At 53.5% G+C, this 22,854-nt stretch carries 26 protein-coding genes; all 26 read right to left on the bottom strand.

Annotated elements, in window-relative coordinates; all coding sequences use genetic code 11:
• Positions 1–124: 124 nt before the first annotated feature.
• The 26 genes from JS46_RS23840 to JS46_RS04950 all read right to left on the bottom strand — a co-directional run bounded on the left by JS46_RS23840 (position 125) and on the right by JS46_RS04950 (position 22,833).
• Positions 125–1,090, bottom strand: a complete 966-nt coding sequence (locus tag JS46_RS23840) for a hypothetical protein (RefSeq protein ID WP_081876042.1) — start codon at positions 1,088–1,090, stop codon at positions 125–127.
• Positions 1,090–4,302 (bottom strand): host specificity protein J, encoded by a 3,213-nt coding sequence (locus tag JS46_RS05070; RefSeq protein WP_033748642.1) that lies wholly within the window; start codon positions 4,300–4,302, stop codon positions 1,090–1,092. The genes JS46_RS23840 and JS46_RS05070 overlap by 1 nt, the downstream gene beginning before the upstream one ends.
• Before the next feature lie 54 nt (positions 4,303–4,356).
• Positions 4,357–4,980 carry a tail assembly protein gene (locus JS46_RS05065; protein ID WP_033748640.1) on the bottom strand — a complete coding sequence of 208 codons (624 nt, stop codon included), beginning with the start codon at positions 4,978–4,980 and terminating at the stop codon, positions 4,357–4,359.
• Positions 4,973–5,692, bottom strand: coding sequence for a C40 family peptidase (locus tag JS46_RS05060; RefSeq protein ID WP_033748638.1), 720 nt, complete (start codon positions 5,690–5,692; stop codon positions 4,973–4,975). Before JS46_RS05060 ends, JS46_RS05065 begins: the two co-directional genes overlap by 8 nt.
• Before the next feature lie 2 nt (positions 5,693–5,694).
• Positions 5,695–6,432, bottom strand: a complete 738-nt coding sequence (locus JS46_RS05055) for a phage minor tail protein L (RefSeq protein ID WP_033748636.1) — start codon at positions 6,430–6,432, stop codon at positions 5,695–5,697.
• 49 nt (positions 6,433–6,481) lie between these two features.
• The gene (locus JS46_RS05050) at positions 6,482–6,823 is read right to left on the bottom strand and encodes a phage tail protein (protein ID WP_033748634.1); all 342 of its coding nucleotides are present in this window, start codon (positions 6,821–6,823) and stop codon (positions 6,482–6,484) included.
• Positions 6,824–6,837: 14 nt separating this feature from the next.
• Positions 6,838–10,113: a phage tail tape measure protein gene (locus tag JS46_RS05045; RefSeq protein ID WP_033748632.1), complete on the bottom strand. Its 3,276-nt coding sequence runs from the start codon at positions 10,111–10,113 to the stop codon at positions 6,838–6,840.
• Between the two features lie 34 nt (positions 10,114–10,147).
• The gene (locus JS46_RS05040) at positions 10,148–10,411 is read right to left on the bottom strand and encodes a DUF4035 domain-containing protein (protein ID WP_033748630.1); all 264 of its coding nucleotides are present in this window, start codon (positions 10,409–10,411) and stop codon (positions 10,148–10,150) included.
• Positions 10,412–10,434: 23 nt separating this feature from the next.
• Positions 10,435–10,845, bottom strand: a complete 411-nt coding sequence (locus JS46_RS05035) for a phage tail assembly chaperone (RefSeq protein ID WP_033748628.1) — start codon at positions 10,843–10,845, stop codon at positions 10,435–10,437.
• Between the two features lie 66 nt (positions 10,846–10,911).
• Positions 10,912–11,382 carry a phage tail tube protein gene (locus tag JS46_RS05030; protein WP_033748626.1) on the bottom strand — a complete coding sequence of 157 codons (471 nt, stop codon included), beginning with the start codon at positions 11,380–11,382 and terminating at the stop codon, positions 10,912–10,914.
• Positions 11,383–11,442: 60 nt separating this feature from the next.
• The gene (locus JS46_RS05025) at positions 11,443–11,790 is read right to left on the bottom strand and encodes a DUF3168 domain-containing protein (protein WP_033748624.1); all 348 of its coding nucleotides are present in this window, start codon (positions 11,788–11,790) and stop codon (positions 11,443–11,445) included.
• The gene (locus tag JS46_RS05020; protein ID WP_033748623.1) at positions 11,787–12,233 is read right to left on the bottom strand and encodes an HK97-gp10 family putative phage morphogenesis protein; all 447 of its coding nucleotides are present in this window, start codon (positions 12,231–12,233) and stop codon (positions 11,787–11,789) included. Before JS46_RS05020 ends, JS46_RS05025 begins: the two co-directional genes overlap by 4 nt.
• Complete coding sequence (locus tag JS46_RS23245) at positions 12,230–12,571, bottom strand: phage head closure protein (protein ID WP_033748621.1); 342 nt, start codon at positions 12,569–12,571, stop codon at positions 12,230–12,232. Before JS46_RS23245 ends, JS46_RS05020 begins: the two co-directional genes overlap by 4 nt.
• Complete coding sequence (locus JS46_RS05010; protein WP_081876041.1) at positions 12,571–12,903, bottom strand: head-tail connector protein; 333 nt, start codon at positions 12,901–12,903, stop codon at positions 12,571–12,573. The genes JS46_RS23245 and JS46_RS05010 overlap by 1 nt, the downstream gene beginning before the upstream one ends.
• Positions 12,904–12,937: 34 nt before the next feature.
• Complete coding sequence (locus tag JS46_RS05005) at positions 12,938–14,095, bottom strand: phage major capsid protein (RefSeq protein ID WP_033748619.1); 1,158 nt, start codon at positions 14,093–14,095, stop codon at positions 12,938–12,940.
• Positions 14,096–14,097: 2 nt separating this feature from the next.
• Positions 14,098–14,775: an HK97 family phage prohead protease gene (locus JS46_RS05000; protein ID WP_033749082.1), complete on the bottom strand. Its 678-nt coding sequence runs from the start codon at positions 14,773–14,775 to the stop codon at positions 14,098–14,100.
• 17 nt (positions 14,776–14,792) lie between these two features.
• Positions 14,793–16,067: a phage portal protein gene (locus JS46_RS04995; RefSeq protein WP_033748617.1), complete on the bottom strand. Its 1,275-nt coding sequence runs from the start codon at positions 16,065–16,067 to the stop codon at positions 14,793–14,795.
• A complete protein-coding gene (locus tag JS46_RS04990) occupies positions 16,067–17,581 on the bottom strand; it encodes a terminase large subunit (RefSeq protein ID WP_033748615.1) in 1,515 nt (504 codons plus the stop codon). Before JS46_RS04990 ends, JS46_RS04995 begins: the two co-directional genes overlap by 1 nt.
• 6 nt (positions 17,582–17,587) lie before the next feature.
• Positions 17,588–18,073, bottom strand: a complete 486-nt coding sequence (locus JS46_RS04985) for a hypothetical protein (protein WP_033748613.1) — start codon at positions 18,071–18,073, stop codon at positions 17,588–17,590.
• A 150-nt stretch (positions 18,074–18,223) separates the two neighbouring features.
• Positions 18,224–18,424, bottom strand: coding sequence for a hypothetical protein (locus JS46_RS04980; protein ID WP_033748612.1), 201 nt, complete (start codon positions 18,422–18,424; stop codon positions 18,224–18,226).
• Positions 18,424–18,762, bottom strand: coding sequence for an HNH endonuclease signature motif containing protein (locus JS46_RS04975; RefSeq protein ID WP_033748611.1), 339 nt, complete (start codon positions 18,760–18,762; stop codon positions 18,424–18,426). Before JS46_RS04975 ends, JS46_RS04980 begins: the two co-directional genes overlap by 1 nt.
• 169 nt (positions 18,763–18,931) lie before the next feature.
• Positions 18,932–19,525 carry a hypothetical protein gene (locus tag JS46_RS23240; RefSeq protein WP_072010395.1) on the bottom strand — a complete coding sequence of 198 codons (594 nt, stop codon included), beginning with the start codon at positions 19,523–19,525 and terminating at the stop codon, positions 18,932–18,934.
• A complete protein-coding gene (locus JS46_RS04960) occupies positions 19,507–20,964 on the bottom strand; it encodes a glycosyltransferase family 2 protein (RefSeq protein ID WP_033748604.1) in 1,458 nt (485 codons plus the stop codon). Before JS46_RS04960 ends, JS46_RS23240 begins: the two co-directional genes overlap by 19 nt.
• 32 nt (positions 20,965–20,996) lie before the next feature.
• Positions 20,997–22,085: a hypothetical protein gene (locus JS46_RS23055; RefSeq protein WP_051905569.1), complete on the bottom strand. Its 1,089-nt coding sequence runs from the start codon at positions 22,083–22,085 to the stop codon at positions 20,997–20,999.
• Between the two features lie 142 nt (positions 22,086–22,227).
• Positions 22,228–22,473 carry a hypothetical protein gene (locus tag JS46_RS24080; RefSeq protein WP_152560671.1) on the bottom strand — a complete coding sequence of 82 codons (246 nt, stop codon included), beginning with the start codon at positions 22,471–22,473 and terminating at the stop codon, positions 22,228–22,230.
• A gap of 54 nt (positions 22,474–22,527) precedes the next feature.
• The gene (locus tag JS46_RS04950; protein ID WP_033748602.1) at positions 22,528–22,833 is read right to left on the bottom strand and encodes a hypothetical protein; all 306 of its coding nucleotides are present in this window, start codon (positions 22,831–22,833) and stop codon (positions 22,528–22,530) included.
• Positions 22,834–22,854: the final 21 nt, after the last annotated feature.

The raw sequence follows: 22,854 nt of genomic DNA, 5'->3' as shown, positions 1-22,854 counted from the left end.
AATTTATAAACAGAAATACGATATAGCTGTATTCAAGATGGAAGAAGGAAGGTATCTTGCGGGAAACCCTTTCTACACATGGGCAGATAAATCACAGTTTGTTGACACGTCCTCGTGCGACAAGTTACACCCCTAAAGCCTGCCGGTAGTAGCTGTCATACGCATTTGTATAAATGAAACCGGGCGGTCCGCACGAGTAACTCGGAGGTAAGCCTGTATTAGATGGGTTATTGTAAAATGCGGATGCGTATATATCCCCGCCTGAGGCCTCCCAGTTACCAGAAGTGTTAATTCCTGCGCTATAACAGTTATAACGACGAGTCCCGATGTTCGGGAAGGCAGGGTCACTGGGTATAGATAACACTACAGAAACGCCCGGAGTAATTGCAACGGGCTGACCTGCGTTAGTTGTTGATCCGGTCTGCATCTGCAGTGGCAGGCAGTTGCTGTGCCACACCATGACTCCATTGTCATACATAAAGAAGCCGCCCGGGGGTACATTCACCATCATCTTTGCAAAAACGTAGATTCTCGTTGGTCCCATAGCGGATCCGAAGTTAGGACGAAATTGCAGAGCCCAGTATCCGTTCTGGTTTATCTCATACCACCAGACATGATCGAAACCCGATCCGGCAGTGCTCCTGTGAAAAGCCACCATCGACATGGTGGCTGGCACATTGGTCTGCACAATCTGGTCAAAGCCAGGGGTTAAGTCTATTACCTGCACCAAGTTAAAAGGAGTGAAATTCGGAGCCAGCTTAAACACCGGTGGATTCACGGAATAATCGTTATAAACGAAGCCTGCATAATTAAGTGTTGTGGCAGCAGTGGCCGTTACAATCAATTTTGATGCAGTGTCAACCCCGCTCCATGATACCGTCTGCCCGGATACAGATACCCCATATGTTATCTGCTGCCCTCCAGCCGAAGTACGACCGCCAATTATTGCCGCACTGAGGTTAAATCCAGCAAGGTTGTATGTTTTACTGCTTGTGCCGGATATCGTTGCCACATCCGCGATGAAGTTATAAGACATGGAGTTTACGGCATCGAACGAGGTGCCGTTAATGAAAGCCTGAAAACCTGCCATTACCTTTGAGCCCCCATTACAGCAACCAACTGGCCATTAGCGTTATACCAGGCTGCTCCACGGTAATCCAGAACGAACCGCCCTTGCCCTGCAACAGAACCATTCATCTCAAGCGTGCCGCCTTTATCTAAGCGCCACCCTATAGAACCAGCGACGTAGTTGGTGGACTGAATGTAATCGCCGATCATGGCGTTATTAATCCAGCCCTGACCGATAAATCCCTGGCTGATAAGGACCTGTCCATCCTTGATGACAAAGGGTGAATAGAGACTGTTGCCGACACCACTCATTACGACGAACTGGTTGGCATTAACCGCCACGCGAGTATCAACGCCTCCGTTGCCATTAGCCGTGGCGGCAACTGACAATCCGGCATCATAATTAACGCCGTTGTAACGGATGCCAGTTTTGAGCGTGTAAATCGCAGAAGGACTGTCAGCATCGGCATAGGCCGTTAATTTCTGCTGAATGACTGCCTGCTGCTCAGCAAATTCTGCTACGACATCTGTCTCCAGCTGAGCAACAGCGCTTTCGGCATCAGCGGCTACTTTCTGAGCCTGAAGAATTCCAGCGCGATTTTCTCCGAAGTTCGCCCACTGCTGATTAACCGAATCATAATCCGCCAGCATGTTCTGCAATAAAGCCTCTGGATCAGTGATTAGTGGGTCAAGCAGCTGCTTACCGTCAGGAGACGTCAGGAACTCTTCGACCACGCTGCCGATCAAATCATCTGCGTTTACGTTGGACATACCAGCAGAAAATGGCGTCCAGTCACCGGTATTGCCAATACGGTCCACAAGGCGAGCGCGGTACCAGCGACGAACGCCCGCGGGCATAGGGCCGTGCTGATAACTAACGCCGGGATAAGGGACGTATGCGAGGAACTGGGGGTTTTGACCATCTGCAGTGGTGGCAACTTGAATCTCGGTATAGGCCGTATCGCCTGAGCCTTCTGGAAAGCCCCAGGTGAGATCGATGTTCCACACCACATTGTCAGTAGCCATGAGGTTAACCGGCGTGCCAGGCTTCCCCGCTTTGCCGGTTAGGGAGGTGGAATCTGCATAACCCCACGGTGAGGAATCCTCGGCTGCGTTAACGGCGCGCACGCGTACGTCATAAACGCCGGTGTAGATGCCGCTGATGCTAAATCCCTGCGCGCTGGTCTGGCTAACGTTAATCCAGTCTCCCTTATCCTTGCGCCACTGAGCCACGTAGCTGATAGCGCCTTCAACTTTATCCCATGTGACCTGCATAGTGGCCACGGACAGCCCCTGCTCGATAAAGCTTGTTTCCGAGATGACAACATTCGCAGGAGCCTTGAGGACGGCCGTAGGGGTGACTGTGATCGGCGCAGGCTCAATGCGAACGCCATCATCGATATAACGATATTTGTTTGGATCGTGCTCAACACCCGTGATGGTAAACGTGTTGTCATCGTTTCTGGCGACTGAAGTCACGCGATAATACTGAATGGCCAGATTGTCGCTGTCGATCGCCCATACAGCACCGACAGCCGGCGTCATTTTGAAGGCTGTATTGACTCGCACCGTTTTTTTATCGCTGCTAATGCTGGCAATCGTACGCGTTTGCGCCGTTCCGTCAGGGAGATTCACAACCAGGCGAGCGCCAGCAGCATAGTCAATGGCCCGGTCAAGGGTGAAGCTCAGCCCGTTTACTGCGCTTATGCGTCCACCATTGTCTTTGCCGGCCCTGAAGGGATCGGCAATGCCAATAACTTCAGCCGGAACCGGAATATAACCCTCAAGGCCAGTAGCGAAGGAAACTGTACCGTCTTTGGCGTTTGACAGGATAGCCCAGCGCCCGCGGCGGTGCGCCTCACTCTGCGAAGTGCAGCCAATAGCCGTCAGTGACATTTCGTTTACGCCGTAACGCCCGACAAGGTCAGTGTCGTAAACCCCTTCCACCGTATCTGAATAGTGGTTTATTGGATCGGACCATGACACATTGCAGGAGGTATAGCGGTTTTTATAGCTACCTCCGGCGTAGGTCGGGAATCCGTCAATGATGTTGGAAGAGTGGTAAACGTAGTCAACATCCATATTGCCGTTAGCATCTACCTGCGGCACGTCAGCATTAACGAAAATCTGGTTATTACCCCAGAAGGTGATGCCACGGAAGACAGCCGCGATATCTTTGAGTACGGTATAGGCGTCCTGCTGATTCTGGATGAAAACATTACAGGTGAAGCGCGGCTCTGTGCCGCCGGCGCCATTACTTACCATCTGATCGCAATACTGGGCGATGTCGTAGAGGTCCCACTTGTCGATCATCGATGCATCGACGCGGTTGCCCATCCCGAATATTTTATCCAGCACCAGGTCGTAAAAAATCCACGCGGGGTTATTGGTATATGCCCACTTAAAATCACCCTGCCATGCCCCGGTATAAGTCCGGCTGTTGGAATCATATGTTGTTGGCACGCGTACCAGCCTGCCTTTCGGTTTGCAGGTTACTTTCGGCGCGCTGCCGTTGAACTGGCTGGCATCAACTTCGATATACAGCAGCGCGGTGTTTGGGTAGCGCAGCTTGCTGTCGATGATCTCGGCAAATGAAAACACCTTGAACGCATTGATGAGCTTGGAAGAGGAAGAATCGGCCGTAATGCGGCGCACTCTGATAGCCCATCCGGCTGATGCTTTTGGAAGGTCGATACGATGATCACGCTGATACTCTGATGTCGTTTTCCCGTTGAAGCTGCCATCAACGACCTGCACCCATGAGCCGCCATCGGTTGATAAGTCGATGGCATACTGCGTGACAGTGCCGACCATATCTCCATTGTCTTTATATGCGTACTGCAGTGGGAGACTGAGTTTAATTCGCACGGCATCGAGAGCAAGATTGGTATACTGGCGAGTCCAGGGTACAGACTGCGTAACCTCTACGCCCACAGACAGCTCGTTATCGACTTCAGGCATGCCCTGAATATAAGCCTGGTCCTGAGTACCTTTGCGCCAGTCCCAGACCACGCCGGTAAAATTATAGGTGCCGTCATCGTTCGCCAGCTTAGTGTCATTCAGGTAAATCTGCTGGGCTGTTAAATCACCCTGAATTTCACCCTCAGAGATGGCAAGCAGCATTTTCAGTTTCGCAATGGAAAGCAGATCGTCTGGCTGCTCAACTGGCGTATGTGCGCTGCCGCCGCCGCCCTTGCTGCCGCCAATAACGGTTGCCCCTTCGAGTAGTCGCATATTTCACCCACAAAAAAGCCACCCGTAGGTGGCCTGAAGTTAAGTCAGAGAGTTTTATTGCTGATCGCTGGTGAAGCTGCCGGCGCTGATGATGGCTCCCCCTATTTCCCGCTCACCGTAAAGAACAGGAACGGGCCACCCCATAGCCACAGTGTTAACCGGCGCGCCAAAAGCATAGTTAGGCTTATTATCCGTGCTCGATGACGCACCGATATTGTATTTAGGCTGGGGAGTGAGCATCTGGATAACTCCGCCAAGGACCATGCTTAATCCAAGGCTGGTCAAGGCGGTCGTTGCCATTCCTACTGCAGTAGTTGTACCCAGCGCTGCGCCGTAAGCCGCAAGACTAGCGCCGGCAGTAAAAAACGCAGCCACGATTGCCACCGCACCGATAATGACCTGTAGAGCACCGCCCCGCTTTGAGCCTTCAATAATGGGCTCCATTTCAAAATTATCGGACCCGGAAGACATATCAAACTCCTGCAGGCCGATGTTATTTTTGCCGCTAAAGAAGGCGAACCTGATGCCGTTGAGGTGAGCGTTTGATACATATTTTTTGAAGCCTGGCACCTGTGAGCACATAGCCCGAAGTAGCTCACGCAAATCGGCAACGTGAAAGCGGTGAACCTTGCCAAATTTCTTTGCCATTGCCCCCTTCAGGGTCATTGTTTTAAGCATCCATCAGCTCCTTTCTTCGAACCACGCGCACGGTTCGATTACGCCAGTATTCGCCATACGGAACGCGCGTTGAGAGGTTCCCGTAATTGTGGTGAAGAATGATGTTGTCGCCGAGATAAATGGCCGCGTGATTTGTCACGGGGGCCTGAATCTGCATCATGATCATGTCGCCTTTGCGCATGTCTGCAGCCGGCACCTGAATGAAGCCCTCAGCCTCCCAGTTATCGTCATAGCGGCTTTCTTTGCCATCGACCCACCACTCATAGTCAACCGACCAGTTATTGAGCCGAATGCCGTGTTCCTGTAGGTAATAATCCATGATGAGGGTCCAGCAATCGGCAAAGCCGAGCACCCAGCGGCGCCCGACCAGTTCACGGTCAACGCGCGGTGAAAAGGTACAGAAGTCCCCGTCCGGCCATGACATGATCCCCCACTCAATGCCAGAGTGGTCGCACATAACCCGGTCTCTTTCCGATGGAATAAGCTGAGGCACATCCGGGTGCGAATGGATAACCATCAGCACTTCACCCTGCTTTTCAGCGGCGCGCCTGTCTTCAGGTGAAAGGGTAAAGTGCTCGGTCGGCTCGTCGTGGATATTTCTACACGGAACATATATTTGCGCCCTGCCAGCCTGAATAACGAGCCCGCAGGCTTCTTTCGGGTACTCTGCAGCAACGTGCTCACGTATGGCTTCCAGAATCTTTTTACGCATGGTTATTTCCCCTGAAGGTTGGCCGCAGGGAACCCGCCGAATGACAGCGGCTGATCTTCGCCAAAGCGCAGCTTGCAGTCCCCGAGGCGACCGCCACATACATCAAGCGCCGGATTGTCTGTAGGCGTGCCGTCTTTGAGGAAATAACGGTTGCCGTTGTAGTCGCAGCCTGTACCGGTTCGATACCAGCCACGCATGCACCAGGTGCAGACGGGTGTTATCTGTCGAGAGGGCAGCTGCAGGCTTTGAATGTCGAACGGCGAGCACAGTTCAAAATCCACCTGGACGCGCGTTTCTGCCGTTTTTGCGTTGACATAGAAAAGCTGAACCCGATCTTCCTGCGGGTTAGCGTTCGGGTTGCCTGCCGTCCAGTTGGCCGCGTCGAGATATTTAGCCAGCGTGGTATGAATCCTTACCTTCGCCTTCACCATGTCCTGATACTGCAGGCAAAGCGCAGTAACGTAATTGCCAACGTTACCCACTGAAAGCTTTGGTGTAGGCTGTGAGCCTGAGCTACTCATTTCTAGCCCTGTCAGCTCGTAGGGATGCGGATCGTATTCGTTGCCCTGCCAGATAATGGATGGCAAATTATCCGCGGCGAATGATGCCCACCCTTCGGTAGGCAGGTTGTATGCATGAAAACGGAGGATGGTATCAAGGCCGAACTCTGTCCCGTCGATTTCTATAAGCTGCACCAGCTGGCCCGGTTCCAGCGCCTGAACATCCTGAGTAAAGCTCATATTTCACCCATAAAAAAAGGCGCCGTAGCGCCTGTTGGTTCGTGATATGTCACGGAGCGAATGCCTGTTCGAAAGTGAAAGAAATCTCCACGAAGTCGCCATTGACAAACTTAGGGTTTATCGAGTCCGACTTCACTCGATACAGTTTTTTTTCACCCCACGGGTTAGTCCACCAGAAAGAAGTGGTCACATGGCTTTTGAGAAATGCTCTCACAGGTGCCATAGCAGCCAGCCTTCCGTTACACGCGAGCGACCAGCTTTCTGATGCTTCGTTGATGCCCTTACCAGCGATCTGTTTATATCCGTCGCCAAACTGGGCCTGAATCGTAGCAACGTTCAGCTGCTCACTGGCTTCCGTTCTGGCGCACCAGGTGAATGTATCTATAGCCATTTTTCACCGTCACTTTATGTGCGATACAGGACGCCGCCGGGAGACATCTCTTTCCTCAGGCGCTCTGTGATTGTGGTTTGAACAATAGATTTAATCTGATTTGCCGCGTTTGCGGTGCCAGCAGAAGAAACGTCACCTGAACCATTCCCCTGAACGATGCTAACCGGCGCATCAACCTGAATGATCGTGCTGCCACTCCCGCTAGCACGGTTGACACCAGAGGCATAAGCGCGCTGGCCGGGCATTTCACCGACGTAGCCACCGCTGGCATAACCGCGCATCATGTCATAAAGGTTGGCGACACCAATTCGCTGCGTTGCCTCTTTGGTGAAAACAAACTCCCCTTTGTGCACGATGCCTGCAGGATCATGTTTACCACCCGGGCCTGTATATCCGCCGTCGTCATATGCGGCATAGCTCGTTGACATCCCCATTGCCCCAGTCGAGCCACCAGCCGCTCCGGTAGCTGCACCACCAACACTGCTGACTACTGACCCGAGGATGCTGCCAAAAGACGAGCTGGCACTACCCATCGCGTTAACCACGGCCATCTGCAGCGCGACTTTAGCAATCGTCTGTAATACTGACAGGCCCCAGCTTTTCCAGTCCGCCTTGCTGCCAACCAGCATAGCAGACATATTGTCCATTGCGCTGTCGAGCGTAGAGGTAATGCCAGAGGATACGGTACCGGAGATATTGCTGGCGCTTTCGAGCCAGTTCTCATAACCGCGGGAGGCGCCGCTCAGCCAGTTTGACTCTGAAGCCGCGATAGCCTGGTATTTCTTATCGAGATCATCAAGTGCCTGTTGGCGGGCAGCAATGGCGGCGGAGCCTTTGTCTGTCTTGTCGAATACGCGTTCAATTTGCTGCTGATCGTCATACCGGCTGCGCTGGCGATCGCTCATGCCTGCCGTGTCGGTAGTCTGTGCAGCATCATCCCGATATTTGCGGGCAGCGTCGGAAAGATCTTTAAGCGCATCAACCTGCTCACGCTGTTTCTTCACGTTTGCGTCAGCAAGCTGAGTCCATTTTTCCAGCTCAGTTGAGTTATCACGGATTGCCTTGCGCTGTTCTTCGGTCCACTTCGTGCCGGCTTGATGGGAGGCAGCATAAAGTTCAGCTGCTTTTTCTCCGTCAGTGGCCCTGACTTTCTGGACCTCAATCGCAACGCTCAGATCTGCAATTTTTCGTGCGTAGTTCTCTGCCTGAGTGGCCGCTTCACGCTCTGCTTTGTTTTGCGCATTAGTGGCTGCTGTTCCGGCTTTCTTGGCTTTTGCAGCTTCATCATCCTTTTTAGCAGCCTGATCCTTGTTGTAAACGTACTGCGTATAAAGCGCGCCGGTCAGTTTCAGGTCGTCGGCTTCATACTGGTGCTGACGATGAAGCTTTTGCAGACCGTCGAGGCTGGCAAGCTCGTTATCGCGTCGGGCCTTCTCGAGCGCAGTTTGCTGCTGAGGTGTCGCGCTGGCGAGATTTACTACCGGGCCTGCATACTGGGGCGGCTTAGCGCCGGCAGTCGCTGACATCGAGCGGTTAAGAAGGTCATAGGCACCTCGCAGTATGGCAACGGCACCAGCCTGCTCTACCGCTTTCTGAGCTGCCAGATCGCTTGCATCGTTAACCAGCTTTTGAGTGCTGGCAACTTTAGCCGCGACCTGCTCGCGCTGATATTCCAGTTTGTTGAGCTTGTCGGTCAGCTCCACGTTCTTGGCCGTAATGTCGGCCTGATCCATAAACGTGTTGATATAGGTGAGCGTTGGATGCTTGTTGTAATCCTGTTGAATCTGGTCGAGACCAGCAAGGCTGTCCTTCACCTTCAGAATCTGTGTATCGAGGTCGCTGAGGTCCTGCTTCTGAGCCTGCAATGATGTACGCGCATCTGCAGCGGTGGATTTAAGCCCCAGCACAGACATCTGCTTGAGCTTGCCGTTGATCTCATCAAGGTTATTGGAAAAACCTACGGCCTCTTTATGAACCTGTTGCGTGTGCTCATAAAGGCCGTACATTGCCGCGCCGGCACCGATGATTACGCCCGGCCAGCCGCCCAGTATACCCAGTACGCCGCTCCCCAGCCGGGACATTACTGAAGCTGTATTGGTAAGGTTATTTACCGCTGATGAGCGGCCAGCAATCGCGCTGTTAAGGCTCGTTTGTGCTGCAGCAAGGTTTCTCTCTGCAACAATTTGCGCCTCAATAGATACCGCAGCGGCCTTTGCCTGCTGAGCGCGATAAAGCGTCTGACGGGCAGCGGCAACGCTTACCTGTGCACCGCGTACCTGCGCCTGAGCGAGTGCCACCTCTGCAGCGGTGTTACTGACCACTACGGCCGTAGACTGAGCGACATTGCCAACCATATTGCCGAAATATCGGGCGAGTCCAATCCCAACCAGAAGCCCGGCAGTATTAGCAACTGAATCGATATTGTTCGCCAGGCCGTCAAGTACGCCGGAAAGAGAGGATGATGCACCAACAGCATCGTTGGCGCCGCCGACCCACGCTAGAAATGCGTTCTGTACTTTCTGCGCCGATCCGCTGATGGAAGCAGGCAGGCTTTCAAACTCTTTTCGCAGCACCTCGACATTAGTCAGCAGCGGCACGATCTTGTCAGTCGTCAGCTGGCCGTTATTCGCCATGTTGCGAAGGCCGCCAACCGATACCCCCAGCCCATCAGCCAGCAGTTTAGCCAGGCGCCCGCCGTTTTCCATGATGGCGTTGAACTCTTCGCCACGCAGAACGCCGGAGCCTAATGCCTGGCTAAGCTGGGTAATCACTGAGCTGGCTTCTTCCGTACTGGCTCCAGACAGCTTGAGCGATGTGGCTACCGTCTCCGTTACCTTTGCCACATCTGATGATGCATAGCCGGCAGCGCGAAGCGACTGTGCGATACGGCTGTATAAATTGCTGTTAGCCTCAAGAGACGTGCCGGTACGCTGGCTTATTTCCATCAGCGTGCGCTGGGAGGTGGCAAAGTCTTCAGTGGATGTGGAAGCCAGTCGCAGGCGCCCGTTCATCTGGTTCCAGGTGTCAGCAAATTCAATCAGCTGATGGGTAGCGAAAGCACCCGCCCATGCGCCTGCCAGACCCGCTGCGGAGGACTTAACTGTTGCCAGTTCAGAGTTAAGCTCAGACAGCGATCGCTGAGTTTCACGGGTGGCCGCCGCCGCCTTTTTGCCACCCTGCTCCATTGTTTTGTAGTAATCCGCGCCCATGCGAGAGGCGCGGGAAATCTCAGACTGAAAAGAGCTGGAATTGGCGGAAATCTTTATGATTAGTTCGCGCAGCGTAGCCATACATCACCCATATAAAACCCGCCGGCGCGGGAAATTAAAGACCACTCATCCATTCTTCAAGGCCGCTGATTTCAACCTCGTCGTCTTTTTCTCCCCACTGAAGCTGCAGCTCGCTGATAGTGGCTTTTCCACCTTGCGAATTCAGTACGGCAGCAGAAATCTGCGCGGCCTGAATATCACCACGCCAGTCGCCAATCGGGCTAAACCGGTCATAGGCGATCCACATTTTCAGCTCGCTTGCTGTGAGAGACTGGCGGAGTTCATGAAGCGTGCGCCCCAGACGGAGCGCCAGAGACATCAGGAAGAAAGTCAGCGGCTCTTTTACTTTGCCTCTGCGGCTTCCTGAGACATACCCAGATTGAGAGCCTGAGAAAGCAGACGGGAGTGAACCGGTCCGTAAATTTCAGACACTGTGGCTTCGTCTTGGTCGCTAAAGACGCGATTGCCGTCTTCATCCAGCAGCACGTCCATAAACATCACCACGTCAGCCTTTTTGTTGCGGAGGTACGTTTCCTGCTGGGTCAGTTTGGGCGCTTCTTCGCCTTCCGGCAGATCAGGGGTCATGATTTCACGGAAACGCAGCCAGGCTTCACCCGAAGGCTCACGAAGCATGACTTTTGCGCCATTCCATTCGGGAACGGCGATTACTTTAGAGCGAAATCCGGACGATGGAGCAAGCGCCAGATCGCGAAGTGAAGCCGGTAATGTTTTGGTTTGTTCTGCTTTGGACATTTCATGATCTCGAGGTCTGAAGGTGGAATAACAGAGCCACTGTCAGTGGCTCACAAAGAAAACCGCTTACGAACCTGACGCAACGATACGTTTAGGCTTGCCGCGAACGCGCAGCGAGTAAGTCGCGCTTACTACAGATGACGTGGTCGCGCCCCACGAACTCTGGCGAACCTCTACCAGCACGTAGTAGCCGTTACCCGACGGGAAAAGCACGCGCAAAGCGCGCAGCTCATCGTTGTCATAAGCCGTCTGCAATGCCATCTGTGCTTCTTCATCGCCTACCCAGTTACGACTGATGCTCATCTCCGCTGGAGCCGCAAGGCCGTTGGTCTGTTCCTGCTCGGTAGAGCAAAGCGTGGTGACGTCAATGTCGCCCTTTTGACCGCCGGTATAGGTGATCTCTTTCGTTGCACAGGCCGCCTCAAGCCATTTAACACTGGCTGTCGGGAAACCTGCCGCCTCAAATTCTTCAGCGGTTACCGGCGCATCAGAGACGGCGAACGTCATCCCCTTCGTTACTTCATATTTACTGGTCATGTTTTCTCCAGACGAAAAAAAACCGCCTTGTGGCGGTGGTGATATTGATGAGGGAAGCGATTACTGCTGGCTCTGAATTTCCAGCGTAGCCCGGAACAGGCCGGTATCGGATTCGTAGCCGTTCGTTTTGTTCATTTGGGTGAACTTCAGCGGCGACAATGCTTCGCTGGCTTGCTCTCTGATGGATCGTGCCTCATCCGGGGTCGATGCATATACGTCAACCTGCAGCGTGCCACTCTCCTCTGCCGGACCACACAACGTATCTCCGAACACCTCGCTCACTACAGTGAATACCAGCCAGGGAGGCGAAACAGACGGCGCCCCCTGCGGATTTAACGGCACCACATAGGGGTAAACCTGCCCACCAGATAATTCACTGAGAAGAGCGTAAATTTGCGATTCCGTCATTTTGACAGCGCCTCATCAATAGCCTGATTGGCCCGGGCAAAAGCGGCATTTGCAGCCTCTTCCTGTCTGGCATCATAAGCCGGCCGCACAAAAGGTATCGCCGGCATGTTCGATGTGCCTAACTCTACAAAGCGCCAGTAAAAGGCGTTGCGTGAGTCTTTCGTTTTCAGCTTACTGTCGCTGTTGCCGGTGCGCGGATTCGTGCCTCGAATGTGAACGCCAGAGGAAATGTCACCGTTACGCGTCCGCTGGGTCATCACAACGATATTCTTCTTCAGCTTGCCCGTTCTCTCTGGGGCGCGCTTAATCACTTCGTCCTGAAAAACCGTGGCAGCCGCCCGGGTTGCATCACGCATTACCTTCCGATTTTCGGCCTTACTGAGCGCATTTAGGTCATCGCTCAGATCCATAAGGCCGGAAAAGTCCAGTTTGGTATCAATCACGTCTTTACCCCCTGCTTACAGAGAATTTCAAGGCGTGTCCCATTACTGTTAGGGACTGGAGTGCCGGAAACGTCCAGAACCATTCCCTTCAGCGGGCCACTGGTGCAGATGAGGCGTGATCCAGCGGTAATGTCCGAACGGAATCGCACCCAGACACGAATAGTGGCTTCAGCCTTTTCAGCGCCGGAAGTCATCAACTCTCGCCCACTGATTGCCTTCACTTCTGCCGGACAGCCCGTAGCCGTATCGTGCCATTCATTCTTCGGCTGGCCTGAAGGCGTTCTGACCTGAGTTGAATTCTGAATTGTCACACGATGGCGAAAACGTCCGGGTTCCATCAGCTGCCGCCCTCCAGAATATCGTCGGTTTTGCCACGCCAGTTACGGTGAATGAACATCATGCGTTCCGCTGCAGCGTTTTCATAAAGCTGGACTTCACTCTGCGCGGTTCGATGCTCAAACATATCGGCAAAAACCAACAGTATTGCCCCTTTCACTGCGGCCGGAATGTCCGAAGGAAGTTTCCAGGCCGGTTCATCGCACCAGCGGAAGCAGTAATCAAATGCAGCCTGAGCGTAGAGGGTGATCAGCTCGTCGCGGTCATTTTCTTCAAACTCAATTTGCTGCTTCAGCAGTTTCAGGCTTACTACATCCAGAACATCAATCGCCATGCGTTATAAGGGCGGGTTTCCCCGCCCTCCCTCATCAGGAGCCAGAAGCAAAGGTGCCCTTGATGATCGCTGTCGGGCGGTAATGCGCCAGCGCCAGACGCTCTTCACACAGGATGGTCAGCATGTTTTTCACGAAGTTATCTCGGTCTTCACGGCTGACTTCCACAGTGGCATCCATGCGGTCCCACACCTGAGACGCCATATCGAAGCCGCCCACGGTGAAGGTGCCGGCCGCCTGCGCCTTAGTCGGCACAACCGGAAGGCCCCACATGATGTTGCTTGTGAAAGCCTGCGGACCGCCGAAGATATAACGACCTTCGCCATCTTTCAGCAGCGCGATGTTGTGCCAGTCGCGCGGGTTCAGCACGATGCCTGACGCGCTAAACTCAGACTCAGTCACCTGATAGATAGCGTGCGCAATGATATCGGCGCGGGTGTCGCCGGTAGCATTCAGCGAGGTGTCATAGGCGGTCGCCACTTTGTTCAGGCCTTCCAAGTTATCGCCGGAGCCGTCACCGTTCAGCAGCTGGCCTTCCTCTTTCAGCGCCAGACCGTACATCAGTCGGTTGTTGACGTAAGACTGCAGCATCGGCGCATCGTCCATAACCTGACGTGAAGCCTGCACCCAGTGTGCGATAGTTTTCACGTTAGCAGTCTGTTTGCTGAAGGTGATATCAGATTCAGGCTTCAGAGCCTTCTCCGCCACAATGTCGGCGTTATTGGTGAACACTTCTTCACGCACGTATTCCAGCGAGTTGCTGGAGATGCGACCCTGAGCCAGCAGGTCGCGAATGGTCAGACGACGCAGGCCCGGCATTACGATACCCGGCACCTGCATAGGCTGGATCAGGCTGCCAGCAGAGGCGGCATCGCTACCCAGCGATTTATTGAAGGTTTTGGCGTCAAAGCTACCCTTGCTGCCGTTCCATGACTTCTGCAGCTCTTCAGCGGCGCGCTCGGCGAAGGATTTCTTCTCCCCCGGGTTTTCTGCGCCTGATGCGAACTTCTGCTCCAGGTCAAACAGGCGAGTACCAGATTTGGTCAGCTCTTCCTGTACTTTTGCCAGATCGTTCTGCAGCTGCTTGGACACCTGACCGGTGCTTTCAATTTCCTGCTTCTGCGCATCGAACAGCTGAGACATTTTCTGCTGTGATTCTTCGATGGCTTTCTGAATTTGCGCGAGTTCGGACATGATTATTTTCCTAAATTTGAAGGGAAAGATTTGATGCTCTGAAGTAGAGCGTTAATTTGTGCTTCGTTTTCGTCGCCCCCGGACTCGCTCCGAATCGCTGACTTAAACCGGGCTATTAGCCCAACTGCCTGTGATTTGGTGAGCCCGACTGAATCCCTCAGCCAGTTCTCCACGTCACGAATAGTTTCGATACCGTCAACGCTCTTCATCGCTGACACGCCAGCAAGCTCGTTGGCCGGGAAGGTGCACACGCTGATTTCACGCAGCGCAGCAATGTTTTTGAAGATGCGGCCACTGGTGCCCATCGAGTAATCGTCTTTGCTGACAGAGAAGCCAACCGACATCCCCTCAACGGTGCCATGCTGCATTGCGGCTTTCAGGTCTGATGCGCCACTGTGACCCGGCGTAAGCTGACCGCGGACATAAAGCCCTTTGTCGTCTTCAGCCAGACTGTCCCATTTGCCAACGGGCAACTCCCACGTTTTGTGGTTGAAGAACATCGCCACCTTTCGGCTCTGACTGGTCAGCGCGTTTTTGAATGCGCCGGGAAGAATAATGTCGCCGTCAGAATCGGTGTTGTTGAAGACAGAGGCGTAACCCTCGAAAATCCCCTGCTTACCGTCGCCGGTAAACTTGATTTCCGTCTCATCAAACGACAGCGTTTTTACGATCTCAGGCATCACGGCCCCCATAAAAATTAAGCCCCGGCATTGCGGGGCTCTTTGTTGGTTCCTAACTCGGTGATTGGCACGTATTGCGCCTGTCGCATCGCCACATCTCCACCAGGCAGAGGCGGCATGTTGTCGGTGCGTCGCATTTCGTTGATCGTTCGAAGTCCCGCTTCTCCCATCGCTTTCATAAAAGCAGCGCGGGAAGCAGAATCGCCGCGAAGCAGCCCATCAAGGTTGTGCTCTGCGTGGTATCGACCGACATCAGCCGGCGGGATCAGCCAGCGCTGAATACTGTTTTCCCAGCGCGATATGTAAGGTTGTAGCGTGTACTGAAGAAAGCCGAGGTTTTGCTGCTCAATGCCTGTTCCCCAGCTCGTAGACTTCTCAACATCACCTACCAGGTGAGGCGGAACGCCAAAAAATCGCGCAAGCTCACTGACCTGAAACTTTCGAGACGCCATCATCTCAGCGTCCTGCGGCGTCACGCCGATTGCCGAAGTTGAAAAGCCGGCCTCCAGAATCCAGAGCCTCTTTTTGACCGGTCCGCCGGCGATTTCCTTGAAATTCTCTTCGACCTGCGAGCGCTGAGCTTCTGTCAGCACTTTTTCGCCAGTAGAGAGAATCTGGGGTGATTTGGCGCCGTTCGCGAAGAAGTCACGCTGCTGATCTTCCATTGCCACCGCTACCCCAGCCGATTTGCAGGCAAAAGCGATGGGTGATAGCCCCACAAGACCGGTAAAGCCGAAGCCTTTCAGGTGAAAAATGTCTTTCTGTGCAAAGTCTGCATAGCTGCCATCGCGTGAATAGCGATAAACGAGCTTTTTACCGTCCATTCGCACATCCATATTGGCGGACTGCAGCGGCAGAAGGCTAATCACGTCGCCGGCACCATTTCGCTCTACCAGTGCATAGGCGTTCCCGTAGAAACACAGCTGCATCGTCATAGCCTCCCGGAATTCCTGGGCGGTCATGTACTGGTTAGGAGAGAAACGAAGCAATCGTGCCAGCGGGTTATCCATACCAACCTTGCTGCGGTTATCCTCTTTGTCAGTTTCAAAAACATCGAGCGGAAGGCATGCGGTAAGCGTTGAAATCAGGCTCACACAGCGCCACACAGTAGAAATCTGGAGGATACGCTCGTCATTTACGGATGAATCGCCGAGGTGGCCGTGTGCCGAAACCGGACCAGACTGCGATCCCTGATTGGGGGTAACTAACCGCCCGCCTACAAACCACGACTGCAGGCGCGCCCACATCCCGTTATTGGTTCGCAGGTCAATCGAATATTTTGGTTCTTCCATCACATGCTCAGCGGTCTGAAAATGAAGTCTTCAAAGTCACCACCTTGCTCAGTGACCTCCCCATTAGCCGCGCCGACGGACATAGTCATCGCGACCATGCCATCAATGCGGCCTGTTGCTTTGGATTTGTCGAGTTTCCGGTTGCCGGCGGCGTCTTTCACGACCACGGCGTTAACGGCGCACATCGTTAGCACCGGATGCATGCCGTGCCTGACGCGTCCATTCAGCATCAGTGACTCCAGCGTATCGACAGCAGGCCCCATGTCTTTGAAGCCCTGCCCGAACTCCACCAGCGGCAGCGAAAGGCCGATCGCGTCAGCGTCTTTCCTGAACTGGTCGATTCGCCACCGGTCAAACGCCATAGAGGTAATGTCGAAATCACCAATAATTTCGGCGATATCGTTCACCACAAAGGCGTAATCCACCGATGCGCCAGGCGTGGTGCGCAGGAGACCTTCTCTAACCCACACGTCATAAGGCGCTCGGTCAGTTCTGGTGCGCTCTTCGAGCGTTTTTTCCGGCGTCCAGAAGAAAGGGAAGACATCCCATACGCCATCATCAGCTTCTCCAGCGATTACCAGCGCCGTTAAGTCATTTCGGGCTGACAGGTCGAGGCCTGCATACCATTTGCGCGGCGTGTTCAGCGGCTCATCGCCGCAGGATTCCCACACGCTGCGGGAAATGAACGGTGACACCGTCGAAACGCGCTGGTTAAGGTTCAGGTTGCGGAAGGTGTTTTCAAAGCTGGGCATGCGGCCGGCCTTTTCAGCCTGGCGGGCCATATCTTTTTCTGACCTGAACGTTCCTAGCGCCGGATTTGCCGCCAGCCAGCTTTCACGCTTGCTGATATCAGCCTCTTTTGGCACTTCATATAAGTGGCAAACGATGTGCGGGTCTTTAGATTTCACCGCGTCATCAATCCAGATACTCAGGAGGTCAGCGTCATTTGCAGCCTGTGTGCTGATGACAATCAGCAGCGGGTTTTCATGGGCACCCTGCGCAGTAGTGATCGCATCAATAAAGTCATCCTGCGGTCCGCGCACCTGCCCGGTTTCATCCAGGATCGCCAGAATAGGTGACAGACCGTGAGTTGTTTTCCCTTCCGCAGACAACGCCTTATATTCAACATTGCAGGGAAGACCAATCAGCTTTTTACCGCTCGGCGTAATGTGCACGATTTCCTGAAGCTGAGGGTTCAGGTTGACCATCTTAACCGCGAGGTTGAAGACAATAGCCGCCTGCTCCCGACTTAGTGCGCCACTAACGATCTGTGTGTTCTGAACTGCTTCCGGACCTACCAGGTGGGCCAGCAGAATGCCAGCAATCAGGCCGGTTTTACCGTTCTTACGGGCGATACTCAGGATCGCCATGTCGGTTCCAGCGGGATTGTCATAAACCGCCAGAATGAAATCTTTCTGAAATGGGTCCAGCCGCATGGGCTGACCGATAAGCTTGCCTTCCGGCACTATGCAAAAGCGTTCGATGAACGCTATTACACGCTCACCTCGCGTCATAGATTCTTATCCGTGTTTGGGGAAGGCGATCAGGTTGTCTTCTTCTGACTGGTGCTGCTTAGCAACGTCTCGGGCAGCCTTGTCGTTCTGGTTGCGCTTCTTCTGATCACGCGTCTCACCGTTGGTGGCGTGAGAATGAATTTGCAGGTCACGACGCTGTGCCAGAATGGTGCGCTGAAGCTCAGGCACCTGCTTTCTCAGATCTTTAATAAGAGCTTCGTTGCGTTCCTCGCCCAATATCTTTTCCTGCTTTCTTAGTTCTTTGCGCAGGGCAATGACATAGAGCTGATTGTTCGCCAGCTCGGCCGCAGCCAGCAGGTCAGCAGGCGTCCAGCTGTCGAGAGCTTTGGATCGGATGTTGTCATGCCAGAACGGTTCGGCACCTGCTTCAAGCCCTGCATAATCCGGGGGCTGAATGGTGTCCTCGGCTGCGTTTTTCATGGCCTGAATTGCCGCCGTAGAACTGTCTGAGCGGGTTCGTCTGTCTGCCATATGTCAATGCCTAAAGTTGAAAAAATCGGGTTAGCGTTAAAATAAAACTTTGGCGGCGGTCATTTGGGGCAAAGGGATTGAAGATTTACCCTCCCCCCTCGCCTTGATGAGACTGGTTCTCATTTGGTGATAGTTGCAAATGAAATGATTTCACTTGGTTACATGCTCAAGGTCATCACATTGAAGCTCTGCGCCAATCAAACCAAGAGCAACCGTTGCCTCTCCATCCGGGTAGCTTGCCAGTACCTCACGAATGGCCTGACTTGCTTTCTTCACTTTCTCCTGGCTCTCTTCAGGCAATGAAGCAATGAGCCCTTTGAACATCAGGATTGTCTGTTGGTCTTGTGTCATTACTTACTCCAGTGAGACGCCGGATCGAGCGGGTAGCCGTTAGCATCACAGCCGATGACTGTGCCGCTCTTCTCCATTCTCTGCTTGGTTGAATCGTGATGCGCTTTGCACAGTGGTTGCCAGTTCTCTTTACTCCAGAACAGGTGCTGTGCTTTCGATATCGCCAGCGGGTTGCCTGACTTAAGCGCGTCTTTAAGTTTGTGCGGTTCGATGTGGTCAACGACTGTGGCCGCCGTGATTCGTCCCTGCTGCTCGCACATCGTGCATAGTGGATGCTGCTGTAGGAATCGCAATCTCGCTTTATCCCACCGGCTTCCATAGATTCGTGGCTCTTTCATGGTCGAGAGATGATTGGTGCGAGTAGATTGAGATGCTTTGTCAGCAGCGTGATTTGACCCGTTGCCGCGGCTCTCTTTGTAAGATCAAGTGCAATCACACTGGCACGCTCACGGCAAAGGCCCGCATACTGATACTTATTCGGTTCGTTAAGTGCTTTCATCATTTCACCTATTGGGCTAATCGCCATGCTCTGCGCCTTTCGGTCCTAGGCTCATTGTCCGGATGTCGCTCTACTGTCGGTTGGTCTGCGTGGTCAACGAGTGAATAGCATGGGTAAACGATGGCGCATCCATAAGCGTCACCTACCGCATAATCAGCTGCCTTTGTGTTGTCCCACGATTCCAGCATGTGCTTAATGCTGGATGGTGGCGGGCTGTAGCATACGCCGTGAATCAGGCTACCCAGCATCAGATGGTCTTTGTTGTATCTGTCAGCGTCCACCAACTCCAGTGCTATTGCCTGCTGATATTGTGGCGGGCGACCAGTTCCCAGATAGAAGCTGATCAACGCATCAGGGAATCGCTCCACCCATTCGGCTACTTTTTCTTTGAAGCGAGGCACCGGCAGTGCGTCATCTTCGAGTATCACTACCCGGCAATTCTGCTGGCTGGCCCATTCGAGAGCACGCCGGTGATTCCAGTTCGCGCCATGCTGATCCTCATCAATCAGCAGGTGGGCACGCAGCGACCACGCCAGTTGTTCTGCCTGATGCCTGCGTGAGTAATGCCCTACAACCACAAAACTTATTTGTGCTTCCACCAGGCGAACTCCTTACCGATGCCTTCTGATTTAAACACTGTGTGCACATGGGGGCCGGTGACCAGCCTGTCACGGTAGCGATAAGCCACAATGCCAAAGGCAATCATGTCACCAACAGCCGCGGCTGAACCTTCTTTATTCCAGAAGCGCAGAGACTCGATGTGGTAATAAAGCCGCACAATGCCATGCGCTATCGCCATCACATCAGCGCGACTGCCACCAAGCAGGCCTGCATTCAGCATCACATCATTCTGATGGTCAGCGACAAATGCCCGATGGATAGCTTCAGGGTGACTCTGTGTGGACCACGGGTCCGCATATGTCTTCGGTTCAGAGCCAACGTAAATCTTGCCATCTTCCATCCCTTCCCACGGTTCGCGCAGCATCTCTACGTCAGTGCCATCGGTGCACCAGACGAGGTGATATTCAGGATGATCACGAAGATGCTGCCAGATATGCAGCCAGCGACGGAAGTAGACATTCATCTTCACGTCAGGAACGGCCACCAGCGATGCGCCTGCCGGTGCGGTAGTCAGTTCATCGGCAAGTACAACAGCATCACCGCCCTTTAACGATGCTGCCCAGTTAGCCAGCAGTTCAGGCGATGCCGTCAGCTTAGTTCCGCGTTGCGGATCGGGCTGGCTGGTCAGTAGAGTGGTGATCACCACATTGCGCTGTTGTCGGTATTCGGCATAGCCGGCATAACCTTCATCCCGGCGCCGGTTATGAATGGTGACGTTGCGCTTCACCTGCGCTTCACGATCAGGTTTAGGCACCGAACGCTCAACTGCCTGATGCTCGTCGAGCGAATAAATCAGCTTGTCCGAGCCCGCAACGTCAGCAAAGGCCCAGCTGGTTAATCCGCTGTTGTGAATCCGTAGTGCCAGGTCTGAATGCTCGTACATGCCGCGCTGATAGATGGGGTCAAAGCCGCCAACCTTTTCAATTGCGCTGCGGTGGTAATAGAGCATCACGCCACGCTGCCCGGTGAATGCGATATGTTTATCGTCCCGGTACAGCACAGCTATGTCGTTAAGCTTCTGTCCGGTAGCGAAGTCCTGAAACTGATAAGCCAGATGCGGTTCGGGCGATTTGATGTATGGTCGTTCCCAGCCACCGGCGATGGGCCATGCGTCATCGTCCCAAAGGAATAAATGCTCGCATCCAGCATCAATCAGCGCCTCGAGGCTGGCGTTCTTCGCCGCTACTATGCCGCGTGACGTTTCAAAGCGAATCAGATTCACACCTTCAGGCACTGCAACCGGCTTTGCTGACCCGTCATCAATAACCACCAGCAGCGCGCCGGCCGGCAGAAACTTCATCTGGTGATCCAGCGCGCGGGATAAAACTTCGTGGCGGTTGTGGGTAGAAATAGCGATGCCGATATTTGAGGCGCGGTTGCTTACCGGCGCGTATTGCACGCCATTGATGACAACGTCCATATTCACCCCAATAAAAAACCTCCCGAAGGAGGTTATCGTTTGTGAAGCAAGCCGCCTGGCTGCAACTCTTTATTCAGTCGCTGGCGAACCTGCTCGCTGATGATTTTTGTCAGGCGATCGGCACTTTCTTCACCACTCGCTACGTCAGCAAACTCTGCCGATACTTTCAGCTCTTTCAAGTCAGGTCGATTGTGCACTGCGACGATGTCATCAAATGAGGCGTTAATATCGACTTCACGGCTAAAGGGCTGTGTAGCTTTACCTGAAAATACTTCGCTGTGGATGCATTTACCGCTTTGGATAATATCAACCCGTACTTCAGCGCCAGCGAGAATTCCATCTTTCCACTCATGAAGACCAGCGATGTTGATGCGAACCTTACGCTTTGGCATCGGAAAGCCGCCGAACGGCAGAGGATGGTCATCACCGAAACGGGCTTTGCAATCAGCAAGGGTTACAGGAGCATGCTCATCTTTATCCCTGCTTTCCCCAGCATTCACTCCAACCCGCATGCGCACGTCATGGCTGTTATTCCCTGCGCAGTATTTAATTTCACCATTATTGCAGTGGAAGGAGCCAACCTGCGATTGCTTGTAAGGCCCAATAAGAGCCTCGTTAATAAACGCCTGTCCACCGATAATTTTAAAAGTGTTGCACAGCATAGTGGCTGCATCACCTGATGATTTTATGCTCAGTTGAGCCGGCCTTGAGCGTTTGCCGTTTCCGTCGTGCAGAGTTACCGTCAGGCTGATGTCTTTACCAGCCGGAACGCCTGTTACCTTATAGGCGCAATCGGGAAACTCGGCTTTGCCAGCCTGATAGGTAGGGTCGTCACCATCGCTGTATTCAGCGCGGATCACCGCATACCATGAAATTTCGGCTTCTTTCGGCCATTTCCATTCGACCTTGGCTCCCCACGGAGTTGGAACGGCAGATACATTGATCGCAGATGGAAGCGAGCGGCGGTCAGTGATCGTCAGTTTGTCAGGGAGGTTATCGACGATTCCCATTTTCAGGGTCGGGATGCCGTCCAGGGTGTAACTTGCTTCACCGCTGCTTGTCGATAGGCGATAGCCATCATCACAAATCGCAATATGCAAAGGGCCGTTTTTATTGCTCATCAGAGTTTCCTGCTGGCTGGATGTGTTTATCCCTCGGCAATGGCGAGACCACCAGCCGATGATTCATTGTGTTTATGCTGAAAGTTGAACTCGTTAAGCTCAGATTTCAGAACAAAATAAAACCGCCCGTAGGCGGTCTGTATTAATCGCTACCGCAACTGCCACCGCTATCTGACGAACTGCCAGAGTCGTAGCCGCCACTGCATGAATCAGAGCTGCTTGAGCTGCTGTAGTCGTTACCCACGTAAATCGGGCTGATGGGGTTAAGCGGGTTCATCAGGTCGCTGCCTGCGCCAGTTGTGCCAGTCATGCGACGGCGGTGTTCTTCATCACGGCGGCGGCGACTTTCCGCGCGGCGACGTAATTCTGCATCAGATAAATGGCTCATGGCTTTTTCTCTCTGTAGTGCCGGGGTCGCAACGCTTCACAGCGTGGCTAACCGTTATCCCTTGTCGGAGGATTCAATCGGCTTAACATGCGTAAACATGAAGCCGTCATAGGGCATCGGAAGGTTGCACACCATCCAGTTAACGAGGTCAAAGAACCATTCCGGCACGCCATTAGCTGCGCACACTTCAGGCTCATCTGATTCTATATGTCGGATATAGACCGGGACGATGTTGGCGAACAGGCCGGTATGCTCCCACTCGTTCTTTTTTACCCTGCCGAACAGTAATGCCATGTCATTTCCCTGATTCGATACGACGAACTGCAGCCCGGTCAATGTTGCACTGACCCAGCGCGCCATAGAGTTCTGCATTAAGCCCAA

It is taken from the genome of Pantoea sp. NGS-ED-1003 (assembly GCF_000738765.1).
Taxonomy (GTDB): domain Bacteria; phylum Pseudomonadota; class Gammaproteobacteria; order Enterobacterales; family Enterobacteriaceae; genus Pantoea; species Pantoea septica.
This window is presented reverse-complemented; position numbering and strand designations above follow the sequence as displayed.

Excerpts from the sequence above, each read along its gene's own strand:
- JS46_RS23840 (WP_081876042.1), bottom strand. The coding sequence starts at position 1,090 with ATGGCAGGTTTTCAGGCTTTCATTAACGGCACCTCGTTCGATGCCGTA.
- JS46_RS05070 (WP_033748642.1), bottom strand. The coding sequence starts at position 4,302 with ATGCGACTACTCGAAGGGGCAACCGTTATTGGCGGCAGCAAGGGCGGC.
- JS46_RS05065 (WP_033748640.1), bottom strand. The coding sequence starts at position 4,980 with ATGCTTAAAACAATGACCCTGAAGGGGGCAATGGCAAAGAAATTTGGC.
- JS46_RS05060 (WP_033748638.1), bottom strand. The coding sequence starts at position 5,692 with ATGCGTAAAAAGATTCTGGAAGCCATACGTGAGCACGTTGCTGCAGAG.
- JS46_RS05055 (WP_033748636.1), bottom strand. The coding sequence starts at position 6,432 with ATGAGCTTTACTCAGGATGTTCAGGCGCTGGAACCGGGCCAGCTGGTG.
- JS46_RS05050 (WP_033748634.1), bottom strand. The coding sequence starts at position 6,823 with ATGGCTATAGATACATTCACCTGGTGCGCCAGAACGGAAGCCAGTGAG.
- JS46_RS05045 (WP_033748632.1), bottom strand. The coding sequence starts at position 10,113 with ATGGCTACGCTGCGCGAACTAATCATAAAGATTTCCGCCAATTCCAGC.
- JS46_RS05040 (WP_033748630.1), bottom strand. The coding sequence starts at position 10,411 with ATGTCTCTGGCGCTCCGTCTGGGGCGCACGCTTCATGAACTCCGCCAG.
- JS46_RS05035 (WP_033748628.1), bottom strand. The coding sequence starts at position 10,845 with ATGTCCAAAGCAGAACAAACCAAAACATTACCGGCTTCACTTCGCGAT.
- JS46_RS05030 (WP_033748626.1), bottom strand. The coding sequence starts at position 11,382 with ATGACCAGTAAATATGAAGTAACGAAGGGGATGACGTTCGCCGTCTCT.
- JS46_RS05025 (WP_033748624.1), bottom strand. The coding sequence starts at position 11,790 with ATGACGGAATCGCAAATTTACGCTCTTCTCAGTGAATTATCTGGTGGG.
- JS46_RS23245 (WP_033748621.1), bottom strand. The coding sequence starts at position 12,571 with ATGGAACCCGGACGTTTTCGCCATCGTGTGACAATTCAGAATTCAACT.
- JS46_RS05010 (WP_081876041.1), bottom strand. The coding sequence starts at position 12,903 with ATGGCGATTGATGTTCTGGATGTAGTAAGCCTGAAACTGCTGAAGCAG.
- JS46_RS05005 (WP_033748619.1), bottom strand. The coding sequence starts at position 14,095 with ATGTCCGAACTCGCGCAAATTCAGAAAGCCATCGAAGAATCACAGCAG.
- JS46_RS05000 (WP_033749082.1), bottom strand. The coding sequence starts at position 14,775 with ATGCCTGAGATCGTAAAAACGCTGTCGTTTGATGAGACGGAAATCAAG.
- JS46_RS04995 (WP_033748617.1), bottom strand. The coding sequence starts at position 16,067 with ATGGAAGAACCAAAATATTCGATTGACCTGCGAACCAATAACGGGATG.
- JS46_RS04990 (WP_033748615.1), bottom strand. The coding sequence starts at position 17,581 with ATGACGCGAGGTGAGCGTGTAATAGCGTTCATCGAACGCTTTTGCATA.
- JS46_RS04985 (WP_033748613.1), bottom strand. The coding sequence starts at position 18,073 with ATGGCAGACAGACGAACCCGCTCAGACAGTTCTACGGCGGCAATTCAG.
- JS46_RS04980 (WP_033748612.1), bottom strand. The coding sequence starts at position 18,424 with ATGACACAAGACCAACAGACAATCCTGATGTTCAAAGGGCTCATTGCT.
- JS46_RS04975 (WP_033748611.1), bottom strand. The coding sequence starts at position 18,762 with ATGAAAGAGCCACGAATCTATGGAAGCCGGTGGGATAAAGCGAGATTG.
- JS46_RS04960 (WP_033748604.1), bottom strand. The coding sequence starts at position 20,964 with ATGGACGTTGTCATCAATGGCGTGCAATACGCGCCGGTAAGCAACCGC.
- JS46_RS23055 (WP_051905569.1), bottom strand. The coding sequence starts at position 22,085 with ATGAGCAATAAAAACGGCCCTTTGCATATTGCGATTTGTGATGATGGC.
- JS46_RS24080 (WP_152560671.1), bottom strand. The coding sequence starts at position 22,473 with ATGAGCCATTTATCTGATGCAGAATTACGTCGCCGCGCGGAAAGTCGC.
- JS46_RS04950 (WP_033748602.1), bottom strand. The coding sequence starts at position 22,833 with ATGGCGCGCTGGGTCAGTGCAACATTGACCGGGCTGCAGTTCGTCGTA.